The following is a 20,897-nucleotide window of genomic DNA, read 5'->3' on the forward strand; positions in this document are numbered from 1 at the left end:
ACATCCGTATAGAAAAACAATAAATAAGTGGTCATCACTTGAAAGACTAAGTTATCGGCTGCATCGCTTAACCCATAACTGATTCGTTCAGGCCACTTTGTTTGCCAAGCCTGTTTCAAAACTGGTCACCAACTTTATTTTGAATTGGTAAGTTCGTGATAGAGTTCATCACTGATAATGTGATTCGTCCACATCCAGGCCATGTGACCCAACGCTTCTGAAAAATGTTCTTCGGCTGGTTGATCCTTAGCACTTGGGACAGTCTGCATCGCAGGCATGATACCGAGATGAAATGCCCCCCACACGCCCAAACCAAATAAGGTTCCTTGAGCCGTCCGAATACTTGGCGCATAGTGACCAGCCACGCTATACAGCACGCCAAACGTTGTTGAAAACCCAAAGTGAATCAAATAGCTTACCCAAGGTAACTTCTCACCCGAATAGGTGTACGTTGCATGGGTCACCGCAGCTGGCACCCCAGCCTGTTCAAGTAACCGCTGAGGCGGATTAGTCTGGTTTCGAGCTGCCGTTCGCGGTGGTAAGATGTTCTCCCAGCCGAGTTTAACGAGTCCCGACACCACACCTGCAGCTGTACCAGCAATAATTGCTGCTTTTAAATTAACTTGTGCCATCATGCATCCCCCTTTATTATTTACGCTTTCTAGCATACCAGTTGTGGACAATTTAGTTTAGTCGAAAGTCTTGTTATTTACCTCACAACTCAAAAATTCATCGGTACCGTTACTCAACTTGCTGTTAAAAAACGGTCGCAGCCAAAATTTCGGCTACAACCGTTTTATTCGTGATCAAGCACCACCATCACTTAATGTTTAACTTTAAACGCCCGCGTCGCGTCAATTGCAACGTGCCAGCCATCGTACAGACGCTGACGCTTCTCTTCTGCCATGTCGGGTTCAAACGTTCGTCCTGCTGCGTGGATCTGGGTAACTTCATCTAAATTCTGCCAGTAACCAACTGCTAGTCCAGCGCAAATGGCGGCACCCAGTGCAGTAGTCTCCTCTTCGCTAGAACGAATGATTGGCAAGTTCAAAATGTCAGCTTGGAATTGCATCAAGTATCGATTTCGGGATGCACCGCCATCAGCTAGCACCTCCATGACTGGCATTTCGGTATCCTGCCGCATTGTTTCGATGATATCGCGAGTCTGATAAGCAATGGACTGCAAAGTGGCCTTCACAAAATCACTGCGATTCGTACCACGAGTCAACCCAAATACTGCACCCCGTGCATCTTGATCCCAGTATGGTGCACCCAACCCGTTAAAGGCGGGCACCACATAGACCTCATCATTATTGGTTGAAGCCATCGCAACTTGTCGAGATTGAGGCACGTTATCAATGATCTTCATGCTCTCATGGAGCCAGTTCACCGCAGTTCCGGCGACGAAAATTGACCCTTCGAGAGCGTAAGTCATGTGACCGTCCAAGTCATAGGCAATCGTCGTTAACAGTTTATGATCAGAAAATTGTGGCTTCGACCCAGTATTCATCATAATAAAGGCGCCGTCGCCATAGGTATTTTTAACTTCACCAGATTTAAACGCCATTTGACCAATTAGGGCGGCCTGTTGGTCACCGACTAACCCACAAATTGGCACTTCAACCCCGTAAAACTGGTAATTTTTAGTCGTGCCGTACACCTCTGAACACGAACGAATCTCAGGTAGTAGTTGCTTCGGAATATTCAGCAATTTTAAAATTTCATCATCCCAGTTTAAATCATGAATGTTAAACATCATGGTTCGACTGGCATTGGTGTAATCAGTAATGTGTAGCTGACCGTCTGATAGCTTCCAGGTCAACCAGCTATCGATGGTTCCCATCAACAGCTCGCCTTTTTCGGCCCGTTCTTGCGCGCCAGGAACGTTATCTAACAACCACCGCACCTTAGTTGCTGAGAAGTAAGAATCAATCACGAGACCCGTATGCTCATGAATGAGTTCCTCATAACCATCTGCCACCATCTGCTTAGCAATGGGCGCAGTCTGTTTAGATAACCAGCCAATCGCATGGTAAATTGGTTGACCGGTTTTTTTATCCCAAATCACCGTGGTTTCACGTTGACTCGAAATACCAATACCATCAATGTATTCCGGGTGCACCCCAGCATCGATCAGCGCAGTCGCAATAACCGACTGCACTGAATTCCAGATTTCGTTGGCATCCTGTTCAACCCAACCGTTGTGCGGATAATATTGTGGGAAAGTCTTTTGGCTCTCAATCACCTTGCGTCCCGAATGGTCAAACAGCATTGCCCGTGTAACGGACGTACCTTGGTCAATTGCGAGAATATAATGTTCCGGCTCCTTCATTGCCATATCGATTCAATACCTCCAGCTTTGTGATTACGAAAACGTTTTCAAAACTAGCTTTACTTTATCACATTCACAAAGTACATGTCATTAACGAGCGTTTAAATTTTACTTAAGCATCTGGTGATATTGACATAATATCGATGTGATTTATATTAAAGAATCAATGCCAACTACTGAAATTTGCTTGACTTAGACCTCAGTTTAAGTGATATCTTTAAACTTGAAAGGACTGGTTAGATGTCTTCTGAATTAGAGAAACTCATTGCTGGAGAATGGTACTGTTTTACTGATGAAGCGGTCGCTGCAAGAAAAGCCCGTGCAGCAAAGCTTTGTCAGGAATTCAACGCCATTCCCGCAACACAACCGGAAAAACAAACCGAAAAGGTACAAGAAATTTTTGGCAGTTATGGTGAAAACATTTCCGTTCAAGCCAACTTTAACTGTGATTACGGCAAAAATATTCACGTTGGTCACGATTTCTTAAGTAACTACAATTTAACGATTCTTGATATAGCGCCCGTCAACATTGGCAATAATGTGATGATTGGACCTAACTGTGGTATCTATACTGTCAACCACCCCATGACGGCTAAAGGACGTCGTCAATACCTGGCACAAGCAAAACCCGTAACGATTGGCAACGATGTGTGGTTCGGTGGCTCTGTCACCGTATTACCTGGCGTTACGATCGGTAACAATGTAGTCGTTGCTGCCGGTGCAGTCGTCACTCACGATGTGCCAGACAATACGCTCGTTGCTGGTGTGCCGGCTAAGGCTATTCGGCAGTTGACGGAGGAGTAAGATTAGTTGCGGCGCTTTGCCATTATCTAGTCGAAACGCGAAAAATGAAACAGCACCCGGCCGTATAACAACGCCCACCATAAAAACCAAGTTCGGGTTTTTATGGTGGGCGTTATTATACTCTGGGTGCTACCCGTTTCATTTTTTGCTCTATCTCTTTATCTTCACCCGCACATCAGCTGGTTTATCCGTGTCCGTTGGGTGGAGTTCTTCTTGATAGTCAAAATCTGCTTTTTGGAAATAGTTCTTTACTTCCGCGTTAACGGTTTCGAGGCTCCGCGTATCATTGTCCTGTTGCTTGATCAACAATGTATATTCGTTGGCGTCTTCGTCAGCGTTTTCAAATTCGTAGATCACTGCTACCGTGTTCAGAATCTCTTGAATTAACTGTCGTTCTGTCATTGCCATTTTTTCTACCTCTATTTAAATTTAGTTACATTACAAATGTAACGCTGATTGCTCCGAATGTTAAGTCAGCCGCGTGCAACAATTGCTTTTTGCGCCGATATCTGCTAACGTTGTCTCATCATAATCACATAATTTAAGGGGGAATTGTTTTGCGACCACGAATCGCTTTACCGGCTGATACACTTGCCGAAGCTACTAATATCATAAATGAACGCAACGCTGCGTTCGCACCACGCCCCGCCATCGAAGCCGTCGTGAAGGCCGGTGGTGTCCCCGTTATTTTTCCCAGTGTCGATCCAAAGGACGTTACCGATTACATGGATCTGTTCGACGGCGTTGCCTTTTTAGGCGGCTATGACGTTGACCCCACCTTCTACGGTGAAGAACCTCGTGAAAAGCTAGGTGTTACATATCGAAAACGCGATTTGTTTGAAATTGAATTATTGAAACAGTCAGTCGCCAAAGGTAAAGCCATTTTCGGCATCTGCCGTGGGCTTCAGTTAATCAACATCGGCCTTGGCGGTACCGTTTACCAAGATCTCTCACAAAACCCGCATGCCACCTTGAAGCACTCTCAGGAGGCGGCTGGTAATATGCCTTCTCATCACGTATCGGTCGCACCGGATAGTCGGTTGTTCAAGATTGTCGGTGAACGACCTTACGTTAACTCTCGACACCACGAAGCCATTAAGGACGTTGCACCAAGCTTACAAATCACCGCTCGTGCAGATGATCAAGTTGTTGAAGCAGTGGAATCAATTGATAATGATCAAATTCTGGCCGTACAATGGCATCCTGAAAACATGTACAAGCACCACGACGACTCAAAGGCACTCTTTGCGGATTTAGTTGCCCGCAGTCTCAAAGTTGCCCAGCGAACACGTTAATCAATTAAGGCACTGTCACGTCACAGCAATTGTGAGGTAACAGTGCCTTAATTTATTTAAACATTTGCTGTAATCGATGAAAAACTTGGTGGCTTTCAGGTAGCCCGTGCCACAGCAAAAAATCGTGCAGCATGTTTTTAAGTTCATGTACGTCGACTTGCGTACCATCCGCCTGTTTCAATTTTTCCGCCAATATCTGGTGATCCGGCAATAATAGTTCAGTAGTCCCATACCACAAACTAATTTCACCCAGATGATCAAGTTCGCCGTTAATTGGACTCACGAGCGGATCTTCTAACACTAAATTACCAGCATAGTTAGCCGCCACCGTGCGCATGGCCTGAAGTGGTAACTCAGGATCACCTTGATTTCGTGCCTCAATTTCTGGATCTCGCATGGCCAAGTCTGCCCACGGTGAAATCAGAAGTGTTCCCTTCGGCATCGGTAACTGCTTAGCACGCAATTGTTGCAGCAATACTAAAGCGAGCCCCGCCCCTGAAGAATCGCCCAGCCAATAAAAGTAATCATCGGGATACGCAAGTTGTAACTCTTGATAAGCTTCAAGCGCTGCCGGCACTGTTTGGACTGCCGTACTCTCCGGTGCCAGCGGAAAATCAACCATTGTTGCAGTGGCACCCAATTTATCCGCAATCAGTTCCATCCACTGACGGTGACTCTCAGTTGTGGGAACAGTGTAGGCACCACCATGAAAAATAACCACGTGCTGATGTGTTGGTTCGGTTGGCATTAATGTCACCAAGCGACTATTTGGCAGCGGCACTGTCCGGACCTGGTCGGGTTGTTTAAATTTACCCGGTGCCAATTCATCCGTGCGCCTGCCAGGATGTAAAAAACTAGTCGCCACCTGCTGCTTTAGACGACTGCGTTTCGTCTTAAATAAGAGCCAATCTCCGCGTAAACTCATTGCTTTGCTAATCCTCCTGATTCCGAACAGTAAACCGTTCTCGTCGATGCTGCGGCGCTTCGATCTCATCTAAGATAGCAAGCGCCATATTGCCGTTTGATAATTCTGATTTGCCAGCCGAATCAAACATGATTTCATCAGTACCCATCACGTACCCAGTAGTTGGACCAGGGCCAAAATTACGTTGTGGGGAAATGGCGACCCAATCCACATTATCGATCATTTGTAGAAAATGATATTCGTAGGTCTGGTTTAGCGGTACACCAATCCAGTCTTCATGTCCCGGTGTTTTTAGTAATTGATCTAACAAGCGCTTGCCATCGGGCATCTTTAGACTAGCAGCGCCGATAATCAAAACCAAACGTGTAGTTGTCGTCCGCAAATCATGAACCAGCTTGGTCAGTAAATCGAGGTGCAGATAGGCAATCGGTGACCCCATCGGTACCGCAAAGGCATCGACAACAACATCAAAATCCGTTAATTCAGCCGCTGTGAGTTCAAAAGCGTCCTTAACGAGTAAACTGGCGTCGTCACCCAACACCGCCTGGCCCTTTTCTGCGTTGCGGACAATCGCCGTTGGCTGATGACCACGCTTGAGCGCTTCTTGATAGACTGCCGAACCCGTTTTACCATTTCCGCCAATAATCCCGATTTTCATGCTGATCAGTCCTTTCAAAACTAAATTGTTGCAATTATTATAGCGCTTTCAAACTTTAAACTAAAGCAAAGCACAACCACCGGCGTGCTCAAATATACACCTTGGCCCCAACTGCGTTACAATAGTTATCAGAGATTTCATTTAATCGACACAAGGAGGCTTTCCGATGCAGCAAACCAATCAACGATTACTAAAGATGGACCATGGCTACAACTTCCGTGAACTGGGTGGCTACCAAACTGCCGACGGTCACACAGTCAAGTGGCAGCGTGTGATCCGCACGGCAACCCTCGCCTTTCTATCAAAACAAGATCAACAATCACTGGTTGACTATGGCGTTAACGTCGATATTGATTTCCGGTCTAACGCCGAAGTCGCCAAGTCCCCGGACCTCATTCCTGCGTCAATCAGTTACCACCATCTGCCCGTTTTTCCAGAGGATCAGACCGAAGTTTCAAAATCTGAGGCTGAAATAAAAGCAGAACTCGCTAAACGCGAGGAAAATGGCTATCAACATATGCTGGATACTTATCAGGAAATGATTACAACTAGCCAATCACATCAGGCTTACCAAGCCTTCTTTGCAGCCTTGCTTGCCAACACGAGTGACAAGCAAACGCTACTTTTCCATTGCACAGCTGGTAAAGACCGTACTGGTATGGGCGCTGTTTTCCTACTATCGGCACTTGGTGTACCTCATGAACTCATTAAACAAGATTATCTACTTACCAACGAAGCACTGTCACCACTTATTACAGATCGGTTAACCAAAGCTCAAAATGAAGGGATTACGGGAACAACTCTCGAATCAATCAAGGCCCTGATGACCGTTTCAAGTGACTATTTTGATACAGCGATGGCTGCTGTTAAGGCACAGTACGGCGATATGGCCCACTTTTTGACGGATGCCTTGGCGCTGTCAGATCAGGACATTGCTGATTTGAAGCAACTTTACCTTGATTGAGTGGCTTGGATAGGTATATACTGGCTAATTATTTGTTCAGAATATTCACCTCTCTGATTTTACATTGACTAAACCCCAGATAGGCTTCCTGACTTCGTCGGGTCGTGCGACAAAGGTCAACACCCGGCCGTGTAGACAACTTAATCAAATATTCAAGTTCAGAATATTCGCTTTTCTAATTTTACATTGACTAAACCTGCGACAAAAATCAACGACCGGCCATGTAAGCAACATCTTCAAATATTCAAGTTCAGAATATTCGAAGATGTTGCTTACACTCTGGTCGTTAACCGATTTTTGTCTCACTCTAAATAATAGGAGACCGCATTGAAAAAATCACTTTTAAAACTTGGTTTACCCCTGACTGCTGTTGCAGCTGGGACACTTTACATGAGCAACAAACTCTTTGACATTGCATTTAAACGCGTGAAAGAAGTACCAGCAACTTCCGAAGAAAAGCAAAAGTATGCTGACCAGTACTACGCGTACGTCGACTGGTTTCGCCACATTCCCCAAGAAACTTGGTACCTCAACGAACACGACCCTAAGAAACGCTTAGTTGCAACGTTTATCCAGCACCCTGATCACCTCAAAAAAACCGTTGTTATTTCTCACGGCTATAAAGGTAATCGCGAAACGATGGCCAACTATGCCAAAATGTTTTATGACATGGGCTATAACGTGTTGCTTCCCGATGATCGCGCCCACGGTGATAGCGCCGGCGAATATATCAGCTTTGGTTGGTTAGACCGATTAGACTACCTTAGTTGGATCAATAAGCTATTGGCCGTCAAAGGTGAAGACGAACGAATCTTGCTCTTCGGCGTTAGCATGGGTGGCGCTACCATGGAAATGCTGTCAGGCGAAAACTTACCGACTCAGGTCAAAGCCATCATCGCTGACTGCGGTTACTCCAGCATCAAAGAAGAGCTGATTTACCTCCTAAAGGAACAATATCACCTGCCAGAATATCCGTTTGAGCCAATGGTCAGCACGATTAATCGTCAACGCTTAGGCTACTATCTCGGTGACGTTTCATCTAAAACACAGTTGGCTAAGAATCGTCGGCCAATTTTATTCATCCATGGCGGTAAGGATACCTACGTTCCCGTCCACATGGCCTACGAAAACTATCGGGCAACCAAAGCACCAAAACAGCTTTGGATCGTCAAAAATGCGACCCACGCCGAAAGCTTCTGGTATAACCCCGAAGCGTACAAGCAACGCGTCACATCATTCCTAAAAACTTATTTTTGAGATAAGTTCACAAATATAGCAATCGTCGTTCACATTTTTATCACATCTAGTTGGTATATTTAAAGCATAGCAAAGGCAACTTGCTATAAGCTTCAACGAAGTACCAACCTTACTTCCTTGATTAATTAGTTTCTCCCCCCTAGAGACTAATTAAATTGCTTGCATGAAGGATCATCCTCCTCCCCTAGATCCGATTGATGCACCACTTCGATTGCTTACCCCCTTAGGTGATCGAAGTATCCAAACTCGAAGTTGTACTTCGATTTCTCATATATAAAAAGCCAACTCGTCGGAGTTGGCTTTTTATATGGATTGGGAAACGCTACTTTTTAAACTCAAGCGAAAACGCCGTCGGTCCCAAACTCTGGAACTGACGGCGTTATTCGTTACATAAAAATTTCTAATCGAAGCTCATCAGTCTTAGTAAGAATCGCCGTTCATCACGGAATTCTTGACGACCACGTAATCGACAAGTCGAATATCCATCAACTTGCGCCCCCCGGCGTAGGAAATGGAACTTTGTAAATCTTCCTTCATCTCTTCAAGAGTGTCAGCAATATCGCCACGATAAGGGACTAACATTTGTTTACCCTCAACGTTTCGGTACGCACCCTTTTGCGTTTCGGAGGCAGAGCCCCAGTATTGCTTAAAGGTTTTACCGTCAATTTTAATCATACTGCCTGGTGACTGTAAGTGCCCAGCCATCAAGGACCCAATCATGACCATGCTGGCACCAAAGCGAATTGATTTGGCAATGTCGCCGTTATAACGGATACCGCCATCAGCAATGATTGGTTTTTTCGCAGCTTTAGCACACAGACGAATAGCAGCTAACTGCCAACCACCCGTACCAAACCCAGTTTTAAGTTTAGTAATGCAGGCCTTGCCAGGTCCAATGCCGACCTTAGTCGCATCAGCACCGGCATTCTCTAATTCACGGACTGCTTCAGGTGTACCAACGTTCCCAGCAATCACGAAACTATCAGGCAGATTTTGTTTGATGTGTTGAATCATGCGAATCACAGAGTTCGAGTGACCATGGGCAATATCAATTGTGATATATTCAGGCACGTCTTTAGCCGCTGCTAATTCGTTAATGAAATCAAGTTCATCTTGTTTAACGCCAACACTAATCGAAGCAAACAAGCCTTGTTCATGCATCATTTTAACAAAATCATGTCGCGTTTCTGGTTGGAAACGGTGCATCACATAAAAGTAATCATTCTGTGCAAGCCAAATGGCAAGTTCATCGTTAATGACCGTCTCCATGTTAGCTGGCACAACCGGAATCTTAAAGGTCCGTGGGCCAAACTTAACGGAAGTATCAGCCTCAGAACGACTGTCGATGATGCACTTATTAGGGACTAGTTGGATATCTTCGTAGTCAAATACTTCTGGGTTCATCATTAACATTACTCCTTACTTTGCGTCGGTATCTTGCCAAGCGTCAATTAAGACGTTGGTTTGTGTCCGATCTGGGCCAACTGAGAACGTTGCAATATCAACACCAACGAGTTCAGCTAAACGTTTCACGTAGTTTTGGGCGTTAACAGGTAAATCTTCAAACTGCTTAACGCCAGTGATATCTTCATCCCAACCTGGGAATTCTTCATAAACTGGTTTGCAGTTATTCAATTCCTTAAGGCTAGCTGGGTAATGATAAATGGTTTTACCATCAAGCTCATAAGCCGTTGCAATCTTCAAAGTCTTGAGTCCGGTTAAAACGTCTAAACAGTTCAGTGAAAGATGCGTTAAACCAGAAACACGTTTAGCGTGACGCATCACGACTGTATCAAACCAGCCAATTCGGCGTGGTCGCTTCGTAACAGTGCCATATTCATGACCTGCTTCACGGATAAAGTCGCCCGTTTCGTCGTTTAATTCAGTTGGGAATGGGCCGTCGCCAACTCGTGATGTGTAAGCCTTACATGCCCCAACAACTTCGTCAATCTTAGAAGGGCCGACACCATTACCGATTGTAACGCCCCCAGCAACAGGGTTCGAACTCGTCACAAATGGGTAGGTGCCGTGGTCGATATCCAGCATGACACCTTGCGCGCCTTCGAATAAGACGTGCTTGCCAGCATCGATGGCATCATTAATAACAACTGACGTATCAGTCACATAATCCTTCAATTCTTGACCGTAGTTATAGTAAGTTTCAAAAATTTCGTCAAATTGAAGTGGCTCATGATCGTACAACTTCGTGATTAACTGATTCTTTTCAGTTAAGTTTTGACGGAGCTTTTCTTCAAACGTATCCTTCTCTAATAAATCAGCAACCCGGATACCGATTCGTTCGGCTTTATCCATGTAAGCTGGTCCAATACCCTTGTTGGTAGTCCCAATCTTAGCTGACTTTGCTTGTTCTTGTAATTGATCAATGAGGATGTGATAAGGCAAAATAACGTGTGCCCGGTTCGAAATTCGTAAATTATCGGTTGGAACATTACGATCGTGTAAGTAGTGAAGTTCTTCCACTAATGACTTAGGGTTAAGAACCACACCATTACCGATTACGCTTAACTTGTCTGAGTAGAAGATCCCAGATGGAATTAAGTGTAACTTATATGTTTCACCTTTAAAGACAATGGTATGACCGGCGTTGTCGCCGCCTTGGTAACGCGCAACAACATCCGCTTGCTTGCTCAAAAAGTCGGTAATCTTACCTTTACCTTCGTCGCCCCATTGGCTTCCTACTACTACTATCGATGACATTAGAACACCTCATATCTAAAAATTGCTAAGCTGTTAAACACGAACAACCCAGCAATTAACATTCTACCAATTTCAAATCACCAATGCAAGCTAAAATACGAATATTTTGAATGGTATAGGAATTAATGTTCTTAAATGTAAGCAATTAGACTAATATCATAACTAATATACAAATTGTAAGCAAATTGTGTTTTCAATCTACTATACAGGGACACTCATAATATGTTATTATTTTAGAGGAAATTCAACCAAGAATTTCAATTAATGTTCGTAATTTGACGATAAAATCAGAAATGAGGATGAAGATGCTCGAAAGATATACACGTCCAGAAATGGCAAAGATTTGGTCACTTCATAACCAATACCAATCATGGTTGGAAGTTGAGATTGCAGTTGATGAAGCCTGGGCTAAGCTGGGGGTTGTTCCCCAGGCCGACGTTGATCTGATCAACGCTAACGCCACCTTCGATGAAAACCGCATCGCCGAAATCGAGGCTGTAACGCATCACGACGTTGTCGCCTTCACACGAGACGTTTCCGAATCACTTGGTGAAGAACGCAAGTGGATCCACTATGGTATGACGAGTACTGACGTTGTTGACACCGCTCAAGGCTACCGTCTTAAGCAGGCTAACGAATTGTTACGAGCAGATTTACTTCATTTAAAAGAAGTTATTAAAAAACAGGCACTTAAGTATAAAGATACGGTCATGATTGGCCGAACCCACGGTGTTCAAGCTGAACCAACGACGTTTGGCTTAAAATTGGCCCGCTGGTATTCAGAAGTTAACCGGGATATTGAACGTTTCGATGCTGCCGCTGCTGAAGTTGAAGCTGGCAAAATCAGTGGTGCCGTTGGAACTTTCGCAAACGTGCCACCTTTCGTTGAAGAGTACGTGTGCGAAAAGTTAGGCTTGCGGGCCCAAGAAATCACTAGTCAGGTCTTACCGCGCGACTTGCACGCTAATTACATCGCAACCTTGGCTTTAATTGGCACGAGTCTAGAGGAATTCGCCACTGAGATTCGAGCACTGCAGCGTTCTGAAATCCATGAAGTAGAAGAACATTTCAACAAGGGCCAAAAAGGGTCATCCGCTATGCCACATAAGCGTAACCCCATCGGCTCTGAAAACATCACTGGATTGGCCCGTGTCCTGCGTGGCCACGTCCAAACCGCCTATGAAGATGTGTCACTATGGCACGAACGTGATATTTCACATTCATCTGCCGAACGCATCATTTTACCTGATACGACAGCAACCCTGGACTACATGCTGAACCGTTTCAGTCGCATCGTTGAAAACTTAACGGTTTTCCCTGAGCGCATGAAGCACAACATGACGTTAACTTACGGCTTGATTTATAGCCAACGCGTGTTGCTTAAGTTAATCGACAGCGGTTTAACTCGTGAAACAGCCTACGACTTGGTACAGCCATTAACCGCTCGTGCCTGGGACGAAGGCTTACAATTCCGACCACTTGTTGAGGGTAACGAGACCATCATGTCACACCTTTCTCAAGCTGATATCGATGACGCGTTTGACTACCACTACCACATCCGTCACGTTGACGAAATTTTCGACCGGATCGGTTTAAAATAACTTAATAGGTCACACAAAAGGAGCTCACGCCAGTTACATTGGCATGAGTTCCTTTTAATGTGGTTAATTGTAGCGCTTAATCCACCGACTTCAACGCTTCTAACATATCCACGCTTTGAATCTTGTGGTTCATCATCACCATGATCACCAGCGAGAAAAGCACGGTTAATCCGACCGAAATGCCGACGTTTAGCCAGGTCAACCCTGGTGCCACCATCGCAGTTGACGGTGGCAGTAACCCCATAATGTAGGCGTGAAAGGCGTACCCGACACCCACACCAACGAGGATCCCGACCCCAGTCAAAATATTAGTTTCACGATAAATATACATCAGAACTTCTTTTGGATAGAAACCTAGCACTTTCAGGGTTGAAAGTTCCCGAACCCGTTCTGACACATTGATATTTGTTAACGTATAAAGTACTACCAGTGACAGTAAGGAAGCACTTAAGACCAACACCAAAATTAAGTTGTTGAGGTTACTCAAAATATTAGTAATCGTTTGTTTAGCATCTTGTGACCGGACCGTTTGAACGGCCGCTTCGTGCTGATTAAACTGCTTTGCAAAATCATTAACCTTGCTCGTTGTTGATTTCTTCAAGCTGACTAGGTAAGCATTCATGGTTGCTGCGTGACCATAAACTTTCGTGTAGTACGTTTGATTCATGTAGACATCGTGACCGGCATACATTGTCGTAATACCTGCCACTTTAATTTGATGAGCAGTACCATCGGTATCCTTAAGTTTAAAGGTATCGCCCACCGAAACACCCTGTAATTTGGCTAATTTTTGGGAAACAATCGCGCCATGATTAGATAGCTGACTTCGTTTACCAGATGAAACGTCCCGTAATTTGATGTATTGATCTAACTGCGAAGGTGTTTTAGGGACCATCAGTGACACCGACTCACGCGAATCTGAATTAGCAGTAGTTGCATAAACGTTCTCAAAATAAACGGCCGTTTGCCGCTTAACAGTCGAAGCATCAGTCACTGATTGCTGAGCCTTTTTCACCGCCGTTTGAGTCGCGTTCGGATTATACACTGCCACCAAATCATACTGACTAATTTGACTAAACTGGCGATTGACGATGGTATTCAGTGAGTCCCGAATACCAAAGCCAGTAATCATCAACGCAGTCGCACCGGCCACGCCAATAATGGTCATTAACATTCGACCCTTGTACCGAAACAGATTGCGGGCAGTCACCTTATACGAAAAACTTAATTTGCGCCAAATTGGTGTGACGCGTTCAAGTAGAATGCGTGAACCACTCACTGGTGCCTTAGGCAACATCAGTTCAGCTGGCACTAACTTAAGTGATTGCCTTGCCGCTAACCAAGATGCTAGCACTGTGGAAAGAAGCGCTAGCAGCAATCCCAATCCGACCAGGCCTGGATGTAGGGCTAACTTTAACGTGCTGAAATTAAAGTTGGCCGTATACGCCCGAAAAATGATTCGAGGCAAAGTTACAAGTCCTAGGTAGCTCCCAATGATTGTCCCAGTAAGCGCAGTTCCCACACTATAAATCAAGAACTCGCGCATCACTTCACCCTTGGTATATCCTAAGGCACGCAGCGTTCCCATCTCAATCCGCTTTTCTTCAACCATTCGTCTCATGGTTGTAAAACAAACCAGGATTGCAATCAAGAAGAAAAAGGCTGGGAATGACTTACCAAGTGCGTCGATTCGTGAAGCGTCTTCACCATAGTTGTTATAGCCATCATTGTAGTTGTTTCGACTCTCGATATTTAGAGTCACGTCGTCTAACGTTGCCTTTTGTGCACGAGCGTCCGCAACTTTTGACTTAGCCGTCGTTAACGCCGTCTGCTTTGTCTTTAACGCCTTTTTTTGTGCAGTAAGCTTTTGTTGTTGCGTCTTCAATTGCGTTAAAGCCGTCGAACTGTTAGCCGCTTGGGCTTGTTTAAGTTGTGCCGTTAGTTGTGTTTGGGCCGTTGTTAGTCGCTTTGTTGCAGCTGTCAGGGCGCGCTCATTACGTTGAATTTGCGCCTCAGCAGTTGAAATTTCATCATTTAAATCATTTCGTAAGCTTGTCACCCTGGCACAATTTCGTCGATTGAGCGTCTTTTGCAACTTATCCGTGAGCGTTGCGGCATGGTGCTCATAAGCCGTTGAATATGCCTCACCCTTAGTTTTCGTGAAGGCTAATCGAGCAACGTTTGGCTTCGTACTTTTAAAAGCCGATGCCTTGACATACGCAAAACCATATAGGCTACCATTACCAAGACTGGTGCTCCCTAACTTATCCTTTTTTAAATACTCAGTTGAGGTCGCGAATCCGACAATGGTGTACGTTTTGTGATTCAAACCACTTGTTTTGCCAGCTTTACCAGTTGCTAAAGTAATCGTATCCCCTAGCCGGTAACGGCCTCGCAGCTGGTTACTCAACACGATCTGGTCATCAGTCTTAGCTTGGTGCCCCTTTGTCAGAGTCATTTGCGATAACTTGTCAGGATTGCTTTGAATTCGAAGTGCGTGTGAACTATTTTTGATCACCATATCAGTGGTGTGACCAAATTCAACCGTTTTAATGCCGTCCAAGTTTTGAATTGTTGAACGATCCTTTGCATTTAAGGCAACTGTTGAGCTAACCTCAGCGTCGGCCAGATGTTCGGCCGTATAGGCTTGCTGCGCGGTGTGTCGCATATTGGGGCCAGTTGCATTTAAGCCAATTAAAACGAAAACGCCTAGCATCAGTAACGCCGAGACCGAGATAAACCGCGCCCGTGACATCTTAAATTCACGAGCAATATTTTTAGATAACATTTTCATCGTCGTTCGCCTACCATTCAAGTTCTGCCACTGGTGTTGGCCGATTATTATGAGTGTCAGCCTTAACACGACCATCCGCAATTTCAATCACATGATCTGCCATCGGGCGAATCATCGAGTTGTGCGTCACGATAATCACATTCTTACCGGAATTTCTCGTAAAATCCTGAAAGAGCTGGAGAATTTTCTTACCAGTCTTGTAGTCAAGCGCCCCAGTCGGTTCATCAGCCAGCAATAAATCCGGGTTTTTAGCAATCGCTCTCGCAATGGCAACCCGTTGCTGTTCGCCACCGGATAACTGAGCGGGAAAACTTTGTGTTCGGTCTGATAACCCGACCGCCGTTAACGCCTCATCAGCTGCCATTGCGTGATCAGCAATTTCAGAGGCTAACTCAACGTTCTCCGCAGTCGTTAAATTTTGAACGAGATTATAAAATTGAAATACAAACCCAACCTGTTTACGTCGATAAGTCGTTAAGCCTCTAGCATCGAGTTCACCCAATTCAACACCATTTACAATTACCGAGCCACTTGTCAGCGGATCCATACCTCCAAGTACGTTTAATAGCGTTGATTTGCCCGCACCTGATGCACCTAAGATGATGGTTAGTTCGCCTGGTGCAATCTCAAAGCTAATATTCTTGTTTGCAGTTACCGCATTAGCCCCCGTGCCGTAGGTTTTGGTCTCATTTTTAACGGAAATAAAATTAGTCATTGCCTTCTCCCTCCAAACGATTAATAATGAACAACGTGTTAATTAAATTACTCGTTCATTAAACCACATCACTTACTTTTTTCTATGCACAAAATCACTGAAAAGTGTTTAGTAAACTTAGGAGGTCCACATGACAACCCATGAAGAACAGGTTGCGCAAACACACGCGGCCATAATTGACGCACTCGTAACTGTCGGCAAGACTAAACCACTCAACCGCATCACCATTAGTGACATTACAAGGACCAGTGGCATCAGTCGTGGCACTTTTTACCTCCACTATCTCGATAAGGATGATTTGATCAACCAGCTCACAGATCAATTTATTGACCGTCTTCAAACGTTGTTAGATGAAGAGATGCACGGCGCAATGGCTTATCAAAACCTCGTTACTGGTCAGCCATACCCAGTTGTGATTGACGTCCTTGATCTCGTCGCAGCAAATAAGCCCCTGCTTCGCTTTTTACTGGGGGTTAACGGTGATCCTGCTCTATACAGGCACATCATCGAAATTCTGCAATCTGCCATTCTGGCCGAGCTTTCCAACGTTAAAGGTCGGCCAAACTTTCGCAAGGATATTCCGCAATCCTACGCGTTAAGCCTTGTCACCAACGCCATCATGTCAATCGTCACCACCTGGCTGATGGGTGATGACACTCTAGATAAGCAGGCGGTCGCAGCCATCATCATGCGAACATTGTACTTATCGCCATATGAAATACTTGGTATCGAACGGCAATAGTATCAACTCACAAACTATTTATCATCTTATCAATCAAATTCGAAAATCGGCCCCAATTCTATTTCCTATTTGCTATACTTGAAGTAGTAGCAATGTTTACGAAAGCAGGCTAGATTATGGGTGGTAACGCCGTCTATTATTTTTTAATGCAGGTCTTTTTCACACTGGGATTCACCGTTGTCTTCCAGCACTTGTTTCAGACCTCTGAAAAACGTTTGATGAAGCATCATTGGCTGCAACGTTCGCAACTCGAACTTTACGTGGCACTGTTTGTTTGCTTCACTGTCGTGTTACTGCGAGCTTTTTCGTTCCACCTTACTGGCCAGGTCTATTGGGTTTTGATGAACTTACACCTCATCACGATCAATTACAGCGCTGTGATGCTGGAATCACCATTTAGCTTTGCCTTAGTCACGGTTGCCTCTGCCATCGTATTGGCAAGCACCGGCGTTCTATCTTCGACCATTGCTTGGGTAATTTTCGCAGCGGTCATGCTCTTACTTTTCTTCCAACACCTACGCATTCGCCAATTTGATCAACACCCTGCACTATATTTGATCTACCCGAGTATCTTAGGCGCGCTCGTCTGGTTCGGTGTCACAACCATTTTTGGCAGTCAATACTACTTAACTTGGCCACAGACGTTTATGCTCATGGTGAGTTACACCATCTCGATTATTGCAGCGATGCTTTATACCCTTCAGGTCCACCATGCCAGCCAACTCAACTCAAAGTTCGCACGGGCTGCTAAATACGACCGGTTAACTGGTTTTAAAAATTGGAATGCCTTTCGAAATGATATTGAGAGTCGATTTTCAAAAATCAAATCGCCGACAAACTTAATTATTGCGACGTTTGATATTGACCACTTTAAGCAAATTAATGATCAACACGGTCACTTAGCAGGTAACCAGGCTCTCATTGCATTGACGGACAACCTAAGCGCCTTTTTGGCCACGACTGATTTAACTTATAGTTGCTATCGGACCGGGGGCGAAGAATTTACGATTTTGTTCGAAAATTCGACACTCCCGCAAGTACAAACCCTATGTCATCAGTGGCAGCAACAAGTTCGCGAATTACGTGTCCGCTATGCACAAGCTGATATTCATCTCACCGTGTCGATTGGGCTGACTCAAAGCCGGCCACACGATCGCAATGCAACCGCCGCTTTTCAACGTGCCGACAAAAACCTTTATCAGTCAAAAAACAATGGCCGTGACCAACTCACGACCAGTTAGAAAGGAGAACCCCAACATGCTACTTTATTGGATTGGTTTTTACATCACGATAGCAACCTGCATGTTATTGGGGTTCATCATGCTGTTCCAACGTCTCTTGTATCAAACCCGGCAATACGGTATTCGACATCATTTGCTTAAACTTGACCGTCTGGAAATTGCGGTGGTTACAATGTCAGCCCTTTCGCTACTGATTTTGAGATTAGCTGCAACACCCAGTCTGCCGAACATGGGGTTTTGGTTCGCCATCAACCTCCAATTGTTAGTGTTGATCTATAGCTGTCTTCATCTCAAAACACTAATGAGTTACATTGTCCTCACGCTTGTCAGTTTTATTTGCTTTGTGACCACGGGTAACTTAGGCATTCTGCTCTTCATGGAAGTCTTTCTCATGATTTTGGCGGTGATTGCGCTGCCTGAATTCATTCAGCTGTCAGCCAAGTACACCCTGCTCTTCCACTTAGCTATGACCGTTTTGATTGGGACAATCTTCTGGTTTACCCTGCAGCTTTTATCAATTACCACGGTACACGTCACGATTACAATGATTGCGACTTTTATTGTTGCGTCAGTTTTTGCGCAACTCTACAACCGCTTCGCAAGTAGCGATAGCCAGCCAAATGAAACACTCGCGTACGCCGCTTACCATGACGCACTGACCAGTGTGAAGAACTGGTCGGCTTTTCGTGACGAATTCAACCGAAGCTTCACAGCCAACGCCTCAACCGGATTGGTCATTGCGACGCTTGATATTGACCATTTCAAAGCCATTAATGATCAATATGGTCATTTAGTTGGTAATCAAGTACTCGTGGTGTTTGCCAATACCATGATTGAGGCACTTCGGCCATATCACTTCGATAACTATTTTTATCGGACCGGCGGCGAAGAGTTCAGCATCATTTTCCCAAGAACTGATTTAGCCACTGCCAACATGATTTGCGACGTTTGCCAGGCTCAGATTCGACAACTTAAAATTCCGTTGCAGGGCAATATTATCTCACTCACAGCGTCAATTGGCCTCACCGAGAAACAAGCCCATGATCGTGATGCCACGGCCACTTTCCAACGTGCCGACCACTACTTATATTTATCAAAACAGCACGGTCGCAACCGAACAACCAACACAGAATTTTGCTAATGAAAAACGTGCCAATCGATCCTCAATAACTTGAAGACTGATTGGCACGTTTTTTGACACGTTATTGCGTAACTGTTTTTGTGACTGTCATCTTTTTTAGACCGATACCCGTGTAGCCACTTAAGATTGAAAAAACGGGCGATAGTAAACTAAAGAAACAAAATGGCAGGAAGGCTAACGTACTAACACCAAGCGTACCGGCCGCAAAGGAACTGGCCACACCCCATGGTACTAAGTAGTTAATCACGGTGCCACCATCTTCCAACACTCGACTAAGGGCAAGGTTATCAAGGCCGTGATCGTTAAATGCCTTTTTAAACGCCTTACCAGGCAAAATAGTGGAGAGGTACTGCTCGCCAACAAACAAGTTAACCGCAATACCACCTAAGACGCCGGCCGTAACAAGGTCGCCATTACGGTGAAGCCGTTTGGTTAAGGGCTGCATTGCAATTTGAATTAAATCGAATTTCATTAACAAGCCACCCAACGACAAGGTCATAATAATCAATGATACAGTACCCATCATGGACGTGATCCCACCACGACTTAACAGCGCATCGACCGCCTGATTACCAGTGTGTGAGACGAACCCCGACTCCATCATGGTAACCAGCGGCTTAACTTTCATCGTTGGTTGTTCAATAAAGATCATCACAACGGCAATCGCAATGTTTAACAGTAGCGTCGCAATCGCCGGAATTTTTAAGAAGGCACACACGAACATGACGATGATTGGTAGGGCCGCCCACCAACTGATGGTAAAGTGGGTTGTCAACACGTTAACGGTCGTTTGAACCTTGCCTAACGCGTCTCCGCTGGCCGTACCGTAGCCCAAAATAGCGTACAAGGTCAGCGATACTAAGAACGCTGGAATCGTCGACCACATCAGATTTTTAATGTGTTTAAACAAATCAGCACCAGCAATCGCTGAAGCTAGGTTCGTTGAATCAGACAGTGGCGAGGTTTTATCGCCAAAGATGGCACCAGATATGATTGCACCGGCCACTAACGCTGGATTTAAACTCATCGTCGTGCCCATCCCAAATAACGCAATACCAACCGTGGAGATCGTGGTAAAGGCACTCCCAATTGAGGTCCCAATCAATGCGCAGACCAAGAATACTGATGGCACAAACCACTGCACGCTCAACAGCTTAAACCCCGCTACCATCAGTGATGGAATAATCCCAGCTGCAATCCAAACACTAATCAGTACCCCAATCAAAATAAAGATAAAGAGTGGCACGATTCCCGTTGTTACACCCTCTGTAATGCCTTGATGAATTGCATCCCAGGAAAAGTGACGAATCTTCGCCCATAAAATAACCAGCGCAATCACCAGTAAAACTGGAATCTGTGGGCTAATGCCAAACCCAATCACGCCAACCCCCATTACAACTAACATCATCAGTAAAACCGCAATTGCTTCACCGAATTTAACTTGCTTTTGTTTTCCCATCGTCATTCATCCCTTCAATCAAAAAATCGCCCCTGCTACGTTCAAATAACGCAACAGGGACGATTGGACTAACCGTGGTACCACCCAGCTTAGGCGCACTACACGCCTCACTCACTAGATGATAACGGTTCTAGTTATTCTCCGATGGTGCACCTCAGTAATTCACGTGTTAGCCCTGATCGGTTCGCAGCAACCACCGACTTCCTGACACCCAGACTAGACGCTACTTAAGGTGAAGTGCAATTAGTAAG

The 20,897-nt window shown here is 45.1% G+C and carries 18 protein-coding genes; 8 read left to right on the top strand and 10 right to left on the bottom strand.

Features of this window, described 5'->3' with window-relative positions; translation table 11 throughout:
• Positions 1-134: 134 nt before the first annotated feature.
• Positions 135-635, bottom strand: a complete 501-nt coding sequence (locus tag FD04_RS04090; protein WP_056947216.1) for a DUF1440 domain-containing protein — start codon at positions 633-635, stop codon at positions 135-137.
• A 188-nt stretch (positions 636-823) separates the two neighbouring features.
• Positions 824-2,338, bottom strand: coding sequence for a glycerol kinase GlpK (glpK, locus tag FD04_RS04095; protein ID WP_056947218.1), 1,515 nt, complete (start codon positions 2,336-2,338; stop codon positions 824-826).
• Between the two features lie 234 nt (positions 2,339-2,572).
• Between glpK and FD04_RS04100 the strand changes: the two genes are divergently transcribed.
• On the top strand, positions 2,573-3,136 hold the full coding sequence (locus FD04_RS04100; RefSeq protein WP_054699138.1) for a sugar O-acetyltransferase: 564 nt from the start codon (positions 2,573-2,575) through the stop codon (positions 3,134-3,136).
• Between the two features lie 150 nt (positions 3,137-3,286).
• Here the strand turns inward: FD04_RS04100 and FD04_RS04105 are convergent, their stop codons facing one another.
• The gene (locus FD04_RS04105; RefSeq protein ID WP_054699137.1) at positions 3,287-3,544 is read right to left on the bottom strand and encodes a hypothetical protein; all 258 of its coding nucleotides are present in this window, start codon (positions 3,542-3,544) and stop codon (positions 3,287-3,289) included.
• A 149-nt stretch (positions 3,545-3,693) separates the two neighbouring features.
• On the opposite strand from FD04_RS04105, the gene FD04_RS04110 reads away from it, so the two are divergent.
• Complete coding sequence (locus FD04_RS04110) at positions 3,694-4,431, top strand: gamma-glutamyl-gamma-aminobutyrate hydrolase family protein (protein WP_054699135.1); 738 nt, start codon at positions 3,694-3,696, stop codon at positions 4,429-4,431.
• A gap of 52 nt (positions 4,432-4,483) precedes the next feature.
• Here FD04_RS04110 and FD04_RS04115 read toward each other — a convergent pair whose 3' ends face one another.
• Both FD04_RS04115 and FD04_RS04120 read right to left on the bottom strand, forming a co-directional pair.
• On the bottom strand, positions 4,484-5,356 hold the full coding sequence (locus tag FD04_RS04115) for an alpha/beta hydrolase fold domain-containing protein (protein WP_056947220.1): 873 nt from the start codon (positions 5,354-5,356) through the stop codon (positions 4,484-4,486).
• A 7-nt stretch (positions 5,357-5,363) separates the two neighbouring features.
• Positions 5,364-6,014, bottom strand: a complete 651-nt coding sequence (locus FD04_RS04120) for an NAD(P)H-binding protein (RefSeq protein WP_054699132.1) — start codon at positions 6,012-6,014, stop codon at positions 5,364-5,366.
• Positions 6,015-6,180: 166 nt separating this feature from the next.
• Between FD04_RS04120 and FD04_RS04125 the strand changes: the two genes are divergently transcribed.
• Positions 6,181-6,978, top strand: coding sequence for a tyrosine-protein phosphatase (locus FD04_RS04125; protein WP_054699130.1), 798 nt, complete (start codon positions 6,181-6,183; stop codon positions 6,976-6,978).
• 327 nt (positions 6,979-7,305) lie between these two features.
• Entirely contained in the window at positions 7,306-8,235 is a 930-nt protein-coding gene (locus tag FD04_RS04130; protein ID WP_054699128.1) for an alpha/beta hydrolase, read from the top strand.
• A gap of 420 nt (positions 8,236-8,655) precedes the next feature.
• Here the strand turns inward: FD04_RS04130 and FD04_RS04135 are convergent, their stop codons facing one another.
• Positions 8,656-9,639: a GMP reductase gene (locus FD04_RS04135; protein ID WP_056947499.1), complete on the bottom strand. Its 984-nt coding sequence runs from the start codon at positions 9,637-9,639 to the stop codon at positions 8,656-8,658.
• Between the two features lie 15 nt (positions 9,640-9,654).
• Positions 9,655-10,953 carry an adenylosuccinate synthase gene (locus FD04_RS04140; protein ID WP_054699126.1) on the bottom strand — a complete coding sequence of 433 codons (1,299 nt, stop codon included), beginning with the start codon at positions 10,951-10,953 and terminating at the stop codon, positions 9,655-9,657.
• Positions 10,954-11,258: 305 nt separating this feature from the next.
• On the opposite strand from FD04_RS04140, the gene purB reads away from it, so the two are divergent.
• Positions 11,259-12,554, top strand: a complete 1,296-nt coding sequence (gene purB / locus FD04_RS04145) for an adenylosuccinate lyase (protein WP_056947223.1) — start codon at positions 11,259-11,261, stop codon at positions 12,552-12,554.
• 76 nt (positions 12,555-12,630) lie between these two features.
• On the opposite strand, the gene FD04_RS04150 is transcribed toward purB, so the two are convergent.
• Complete coding sequence (locus FD04_RS04150; protein ID WP_056947226.1) at positions 12,631-15,348, bottom strand: FtsX-like permease family protein; 2,718 nt, start codon at positions 15,346-15,348, stop codon at positions 12,631-12,633.
• A gap of 10 nt (positions 15,349-15,358) precedes the next feature.
• Positions 15,359-16,063 (bottom strand): ABC transporter ATP-binding protein, encoded by a 705-nt coding sequence (locus tag FD04_RS04155; protein WP_054699117.1) that lies wholly within the window; start codon positions 16,061-16,063, stop codon positions 15,359-15,361.
• A 130-nt stretch (positions 16,064-16,193) separates the two neighbouring features.
• Between FD04_RS04155 and FD04_RS04160 the strand changes: the two genes are divergently transcribed.
• From FD04_RS04160 to FD04_RS04170, 3 genes are all read left to right on the top strand, one after another.
• Positions 16,194-16,805, top strand: a complete 612-nt coding sequence (locus tag FD04_RS04160) for a TetR/AcrR family transcriptional regulator (protein WP_054699116.1) — start codon at positions 16,194-16,196, stop codon at positions 16,803-16,805.
• 116 nt (positions 16,806-16,921) lie between these two features.
• Positions 16,922-18,046 (top strand): GGDEF domain-containing protein, encoded by a 1,125-nt coding sequence (locus FD04_RS04165; protein ID WP_056947229.1) that lies wholly within the window; start codon positions 16,922-16,924, stop codon positions 18,044-18,046.
• 16 nt (positions 18,047-18,062) lie between these two features.
• Positions 18,063-19,187, top strand: a complete 1,125-nt coding sequence (locus FD04_RS04170; RefSeq protein ID WP_056947231.1) for a GGDEF domain-containing protein — start codon at positions 18,063-18,065, stop codon at positions 19,185-19,187.
• 61 nt (positions 19,188-19,248) lie between these two features.
• Here FD04_RS04170 and nhaC read toward each other — a convergent pair whose 3' ends face one another.
• Entirely contained in the window at positions 19,249-20,646 is a 1,398-nt protein-coding gene (gene nhaC, locus FD04_RS04175; protein WP_420806512.1) for a Na+/H+ antiporter NhaC, read from the bottom strand.
• Positions 20,647-20,897 lie beyond the last annotated feature (251 nt).

This window comes from Secundilactobacillus odoratitofui DSM 19909 = JCM 15043, from assembly GCF_001434895.1.
In the GTDB taxonomy this organism is placed as follows: domain Bacteria; phylum Bacillota; class Bacilli; order Lactobacillales; family Lactobacillaceae; genus Secundilactobacillus; species Secundilactobacillus odoratitofui.

Bases quoted from the DNA above. Each gene is read 5' to 3' on its own strand.
- FD04_RS04100 (WP_054699138.1), top strand. From the start codon at position 2,573: ATGTCTTCTGAATTAGAGAAACTCATTGCTGGAGAATGGTACTGTTTT.
- FD04_RS04165 (WP_056947229.1), top strand. From the start codon at position 16,922: ATGGGTGGTAACGCCGTCTATTATTTTTTAATGCAGGTCTTTTTCACA.
- nhaC (WP_420806512.1), bottom strand. From the start codon at position 20,646: ATGGGAAAACAAAAGCAAGTTAAATTCGGTGAAGCAATTGCGGTTTTA.
- FD04_RS04135 (WP_056947499.1), bottom strand. From the start codon at position 9,639: ATGAACCCAGAAGTATTTGACTACGAAGATATCCAACTAGTCCCTAAT.
- FD04_RS04150 (WP_056947226.1), bottom strand. From the start codon at position 15,348: ATGAAAATGTTATCTAAAAATATTGCTCGTGAATTTAAGATGTCACGG.
- FD04_RS04125 (WP_054699130.1), top strand. From the start codon at position 6,181: ATGCAGCAAACCAATCAACGATTACTAAAGATGGACCATGGCTACAAC.
- FD04_RS04155 (WP_054699117.1), bottom strand. From the start codon at position 16,063: ATGACTAATTTTATTTCCGTTAAAAATGAGACCAAAACCTACGGCACG.
- FD04_RS04140 (WP_054699126.1), bottom strand. From the start codon at position 10,953: ATGTCATCGATAGTAGTAGTAGGAAGCCAATGGGGCGACGAAGGTAAA.
- FD04_RS04115 (WP_056947220.1), bottom strand. From the start codon at position 5,356: ATGAGTTTACGCGGAGATTGGCTCTTATTTAAGACGAAACGCAGTCGT.
- FD04_RS04090 (WP_056947216.1), bottom strand. From the start codon at position 635: ATGATGGCACAAGTTAATTTAAAAGCAGCAATTATTGCTGGTACAGCT.
- purB (WP_056947223.1), top strand. From the start codon at position 11,259: ATGCTCGAAAGATATACACGTCCAGAAATGGCAAAGATTTGGTCACTT.
- glpK (WP_056947218.1), bottom strand. From the start codon at position 2,338: ATGGCAATGAAGGAGCCGGAACATTATATTCTCGCAATTGACCAAGGT.
- FD04_RS04160 (WP_054699116.1), top strand. From the start codon at position 16,194: ATGACAACCCATGAAGAACAGGTTGCGCAAACACACGCGGCCATAATT.
- FD04_RS04170 (WP_056947231.1), top strand. From the start codon at position 18,063: ATGCTACTTTATTGGATTGGTTTTTACATCACGATAGCAACCTGCATG.
- FD04_RS04105 (WP_054699137.1), bottom strand. From the start codon at position 3,544: ATGGCAATGACAGAACGACAGTTAATTCAAGAGATTCTGAACACGGTA.
- FD04_RS04120 (WP_054699132.1), bottom strand. From the start codon at position 6,014: ATGAAAATCGGGATTATTGGCGGAAATGGTAAAACGGGTTCGGCAGTC.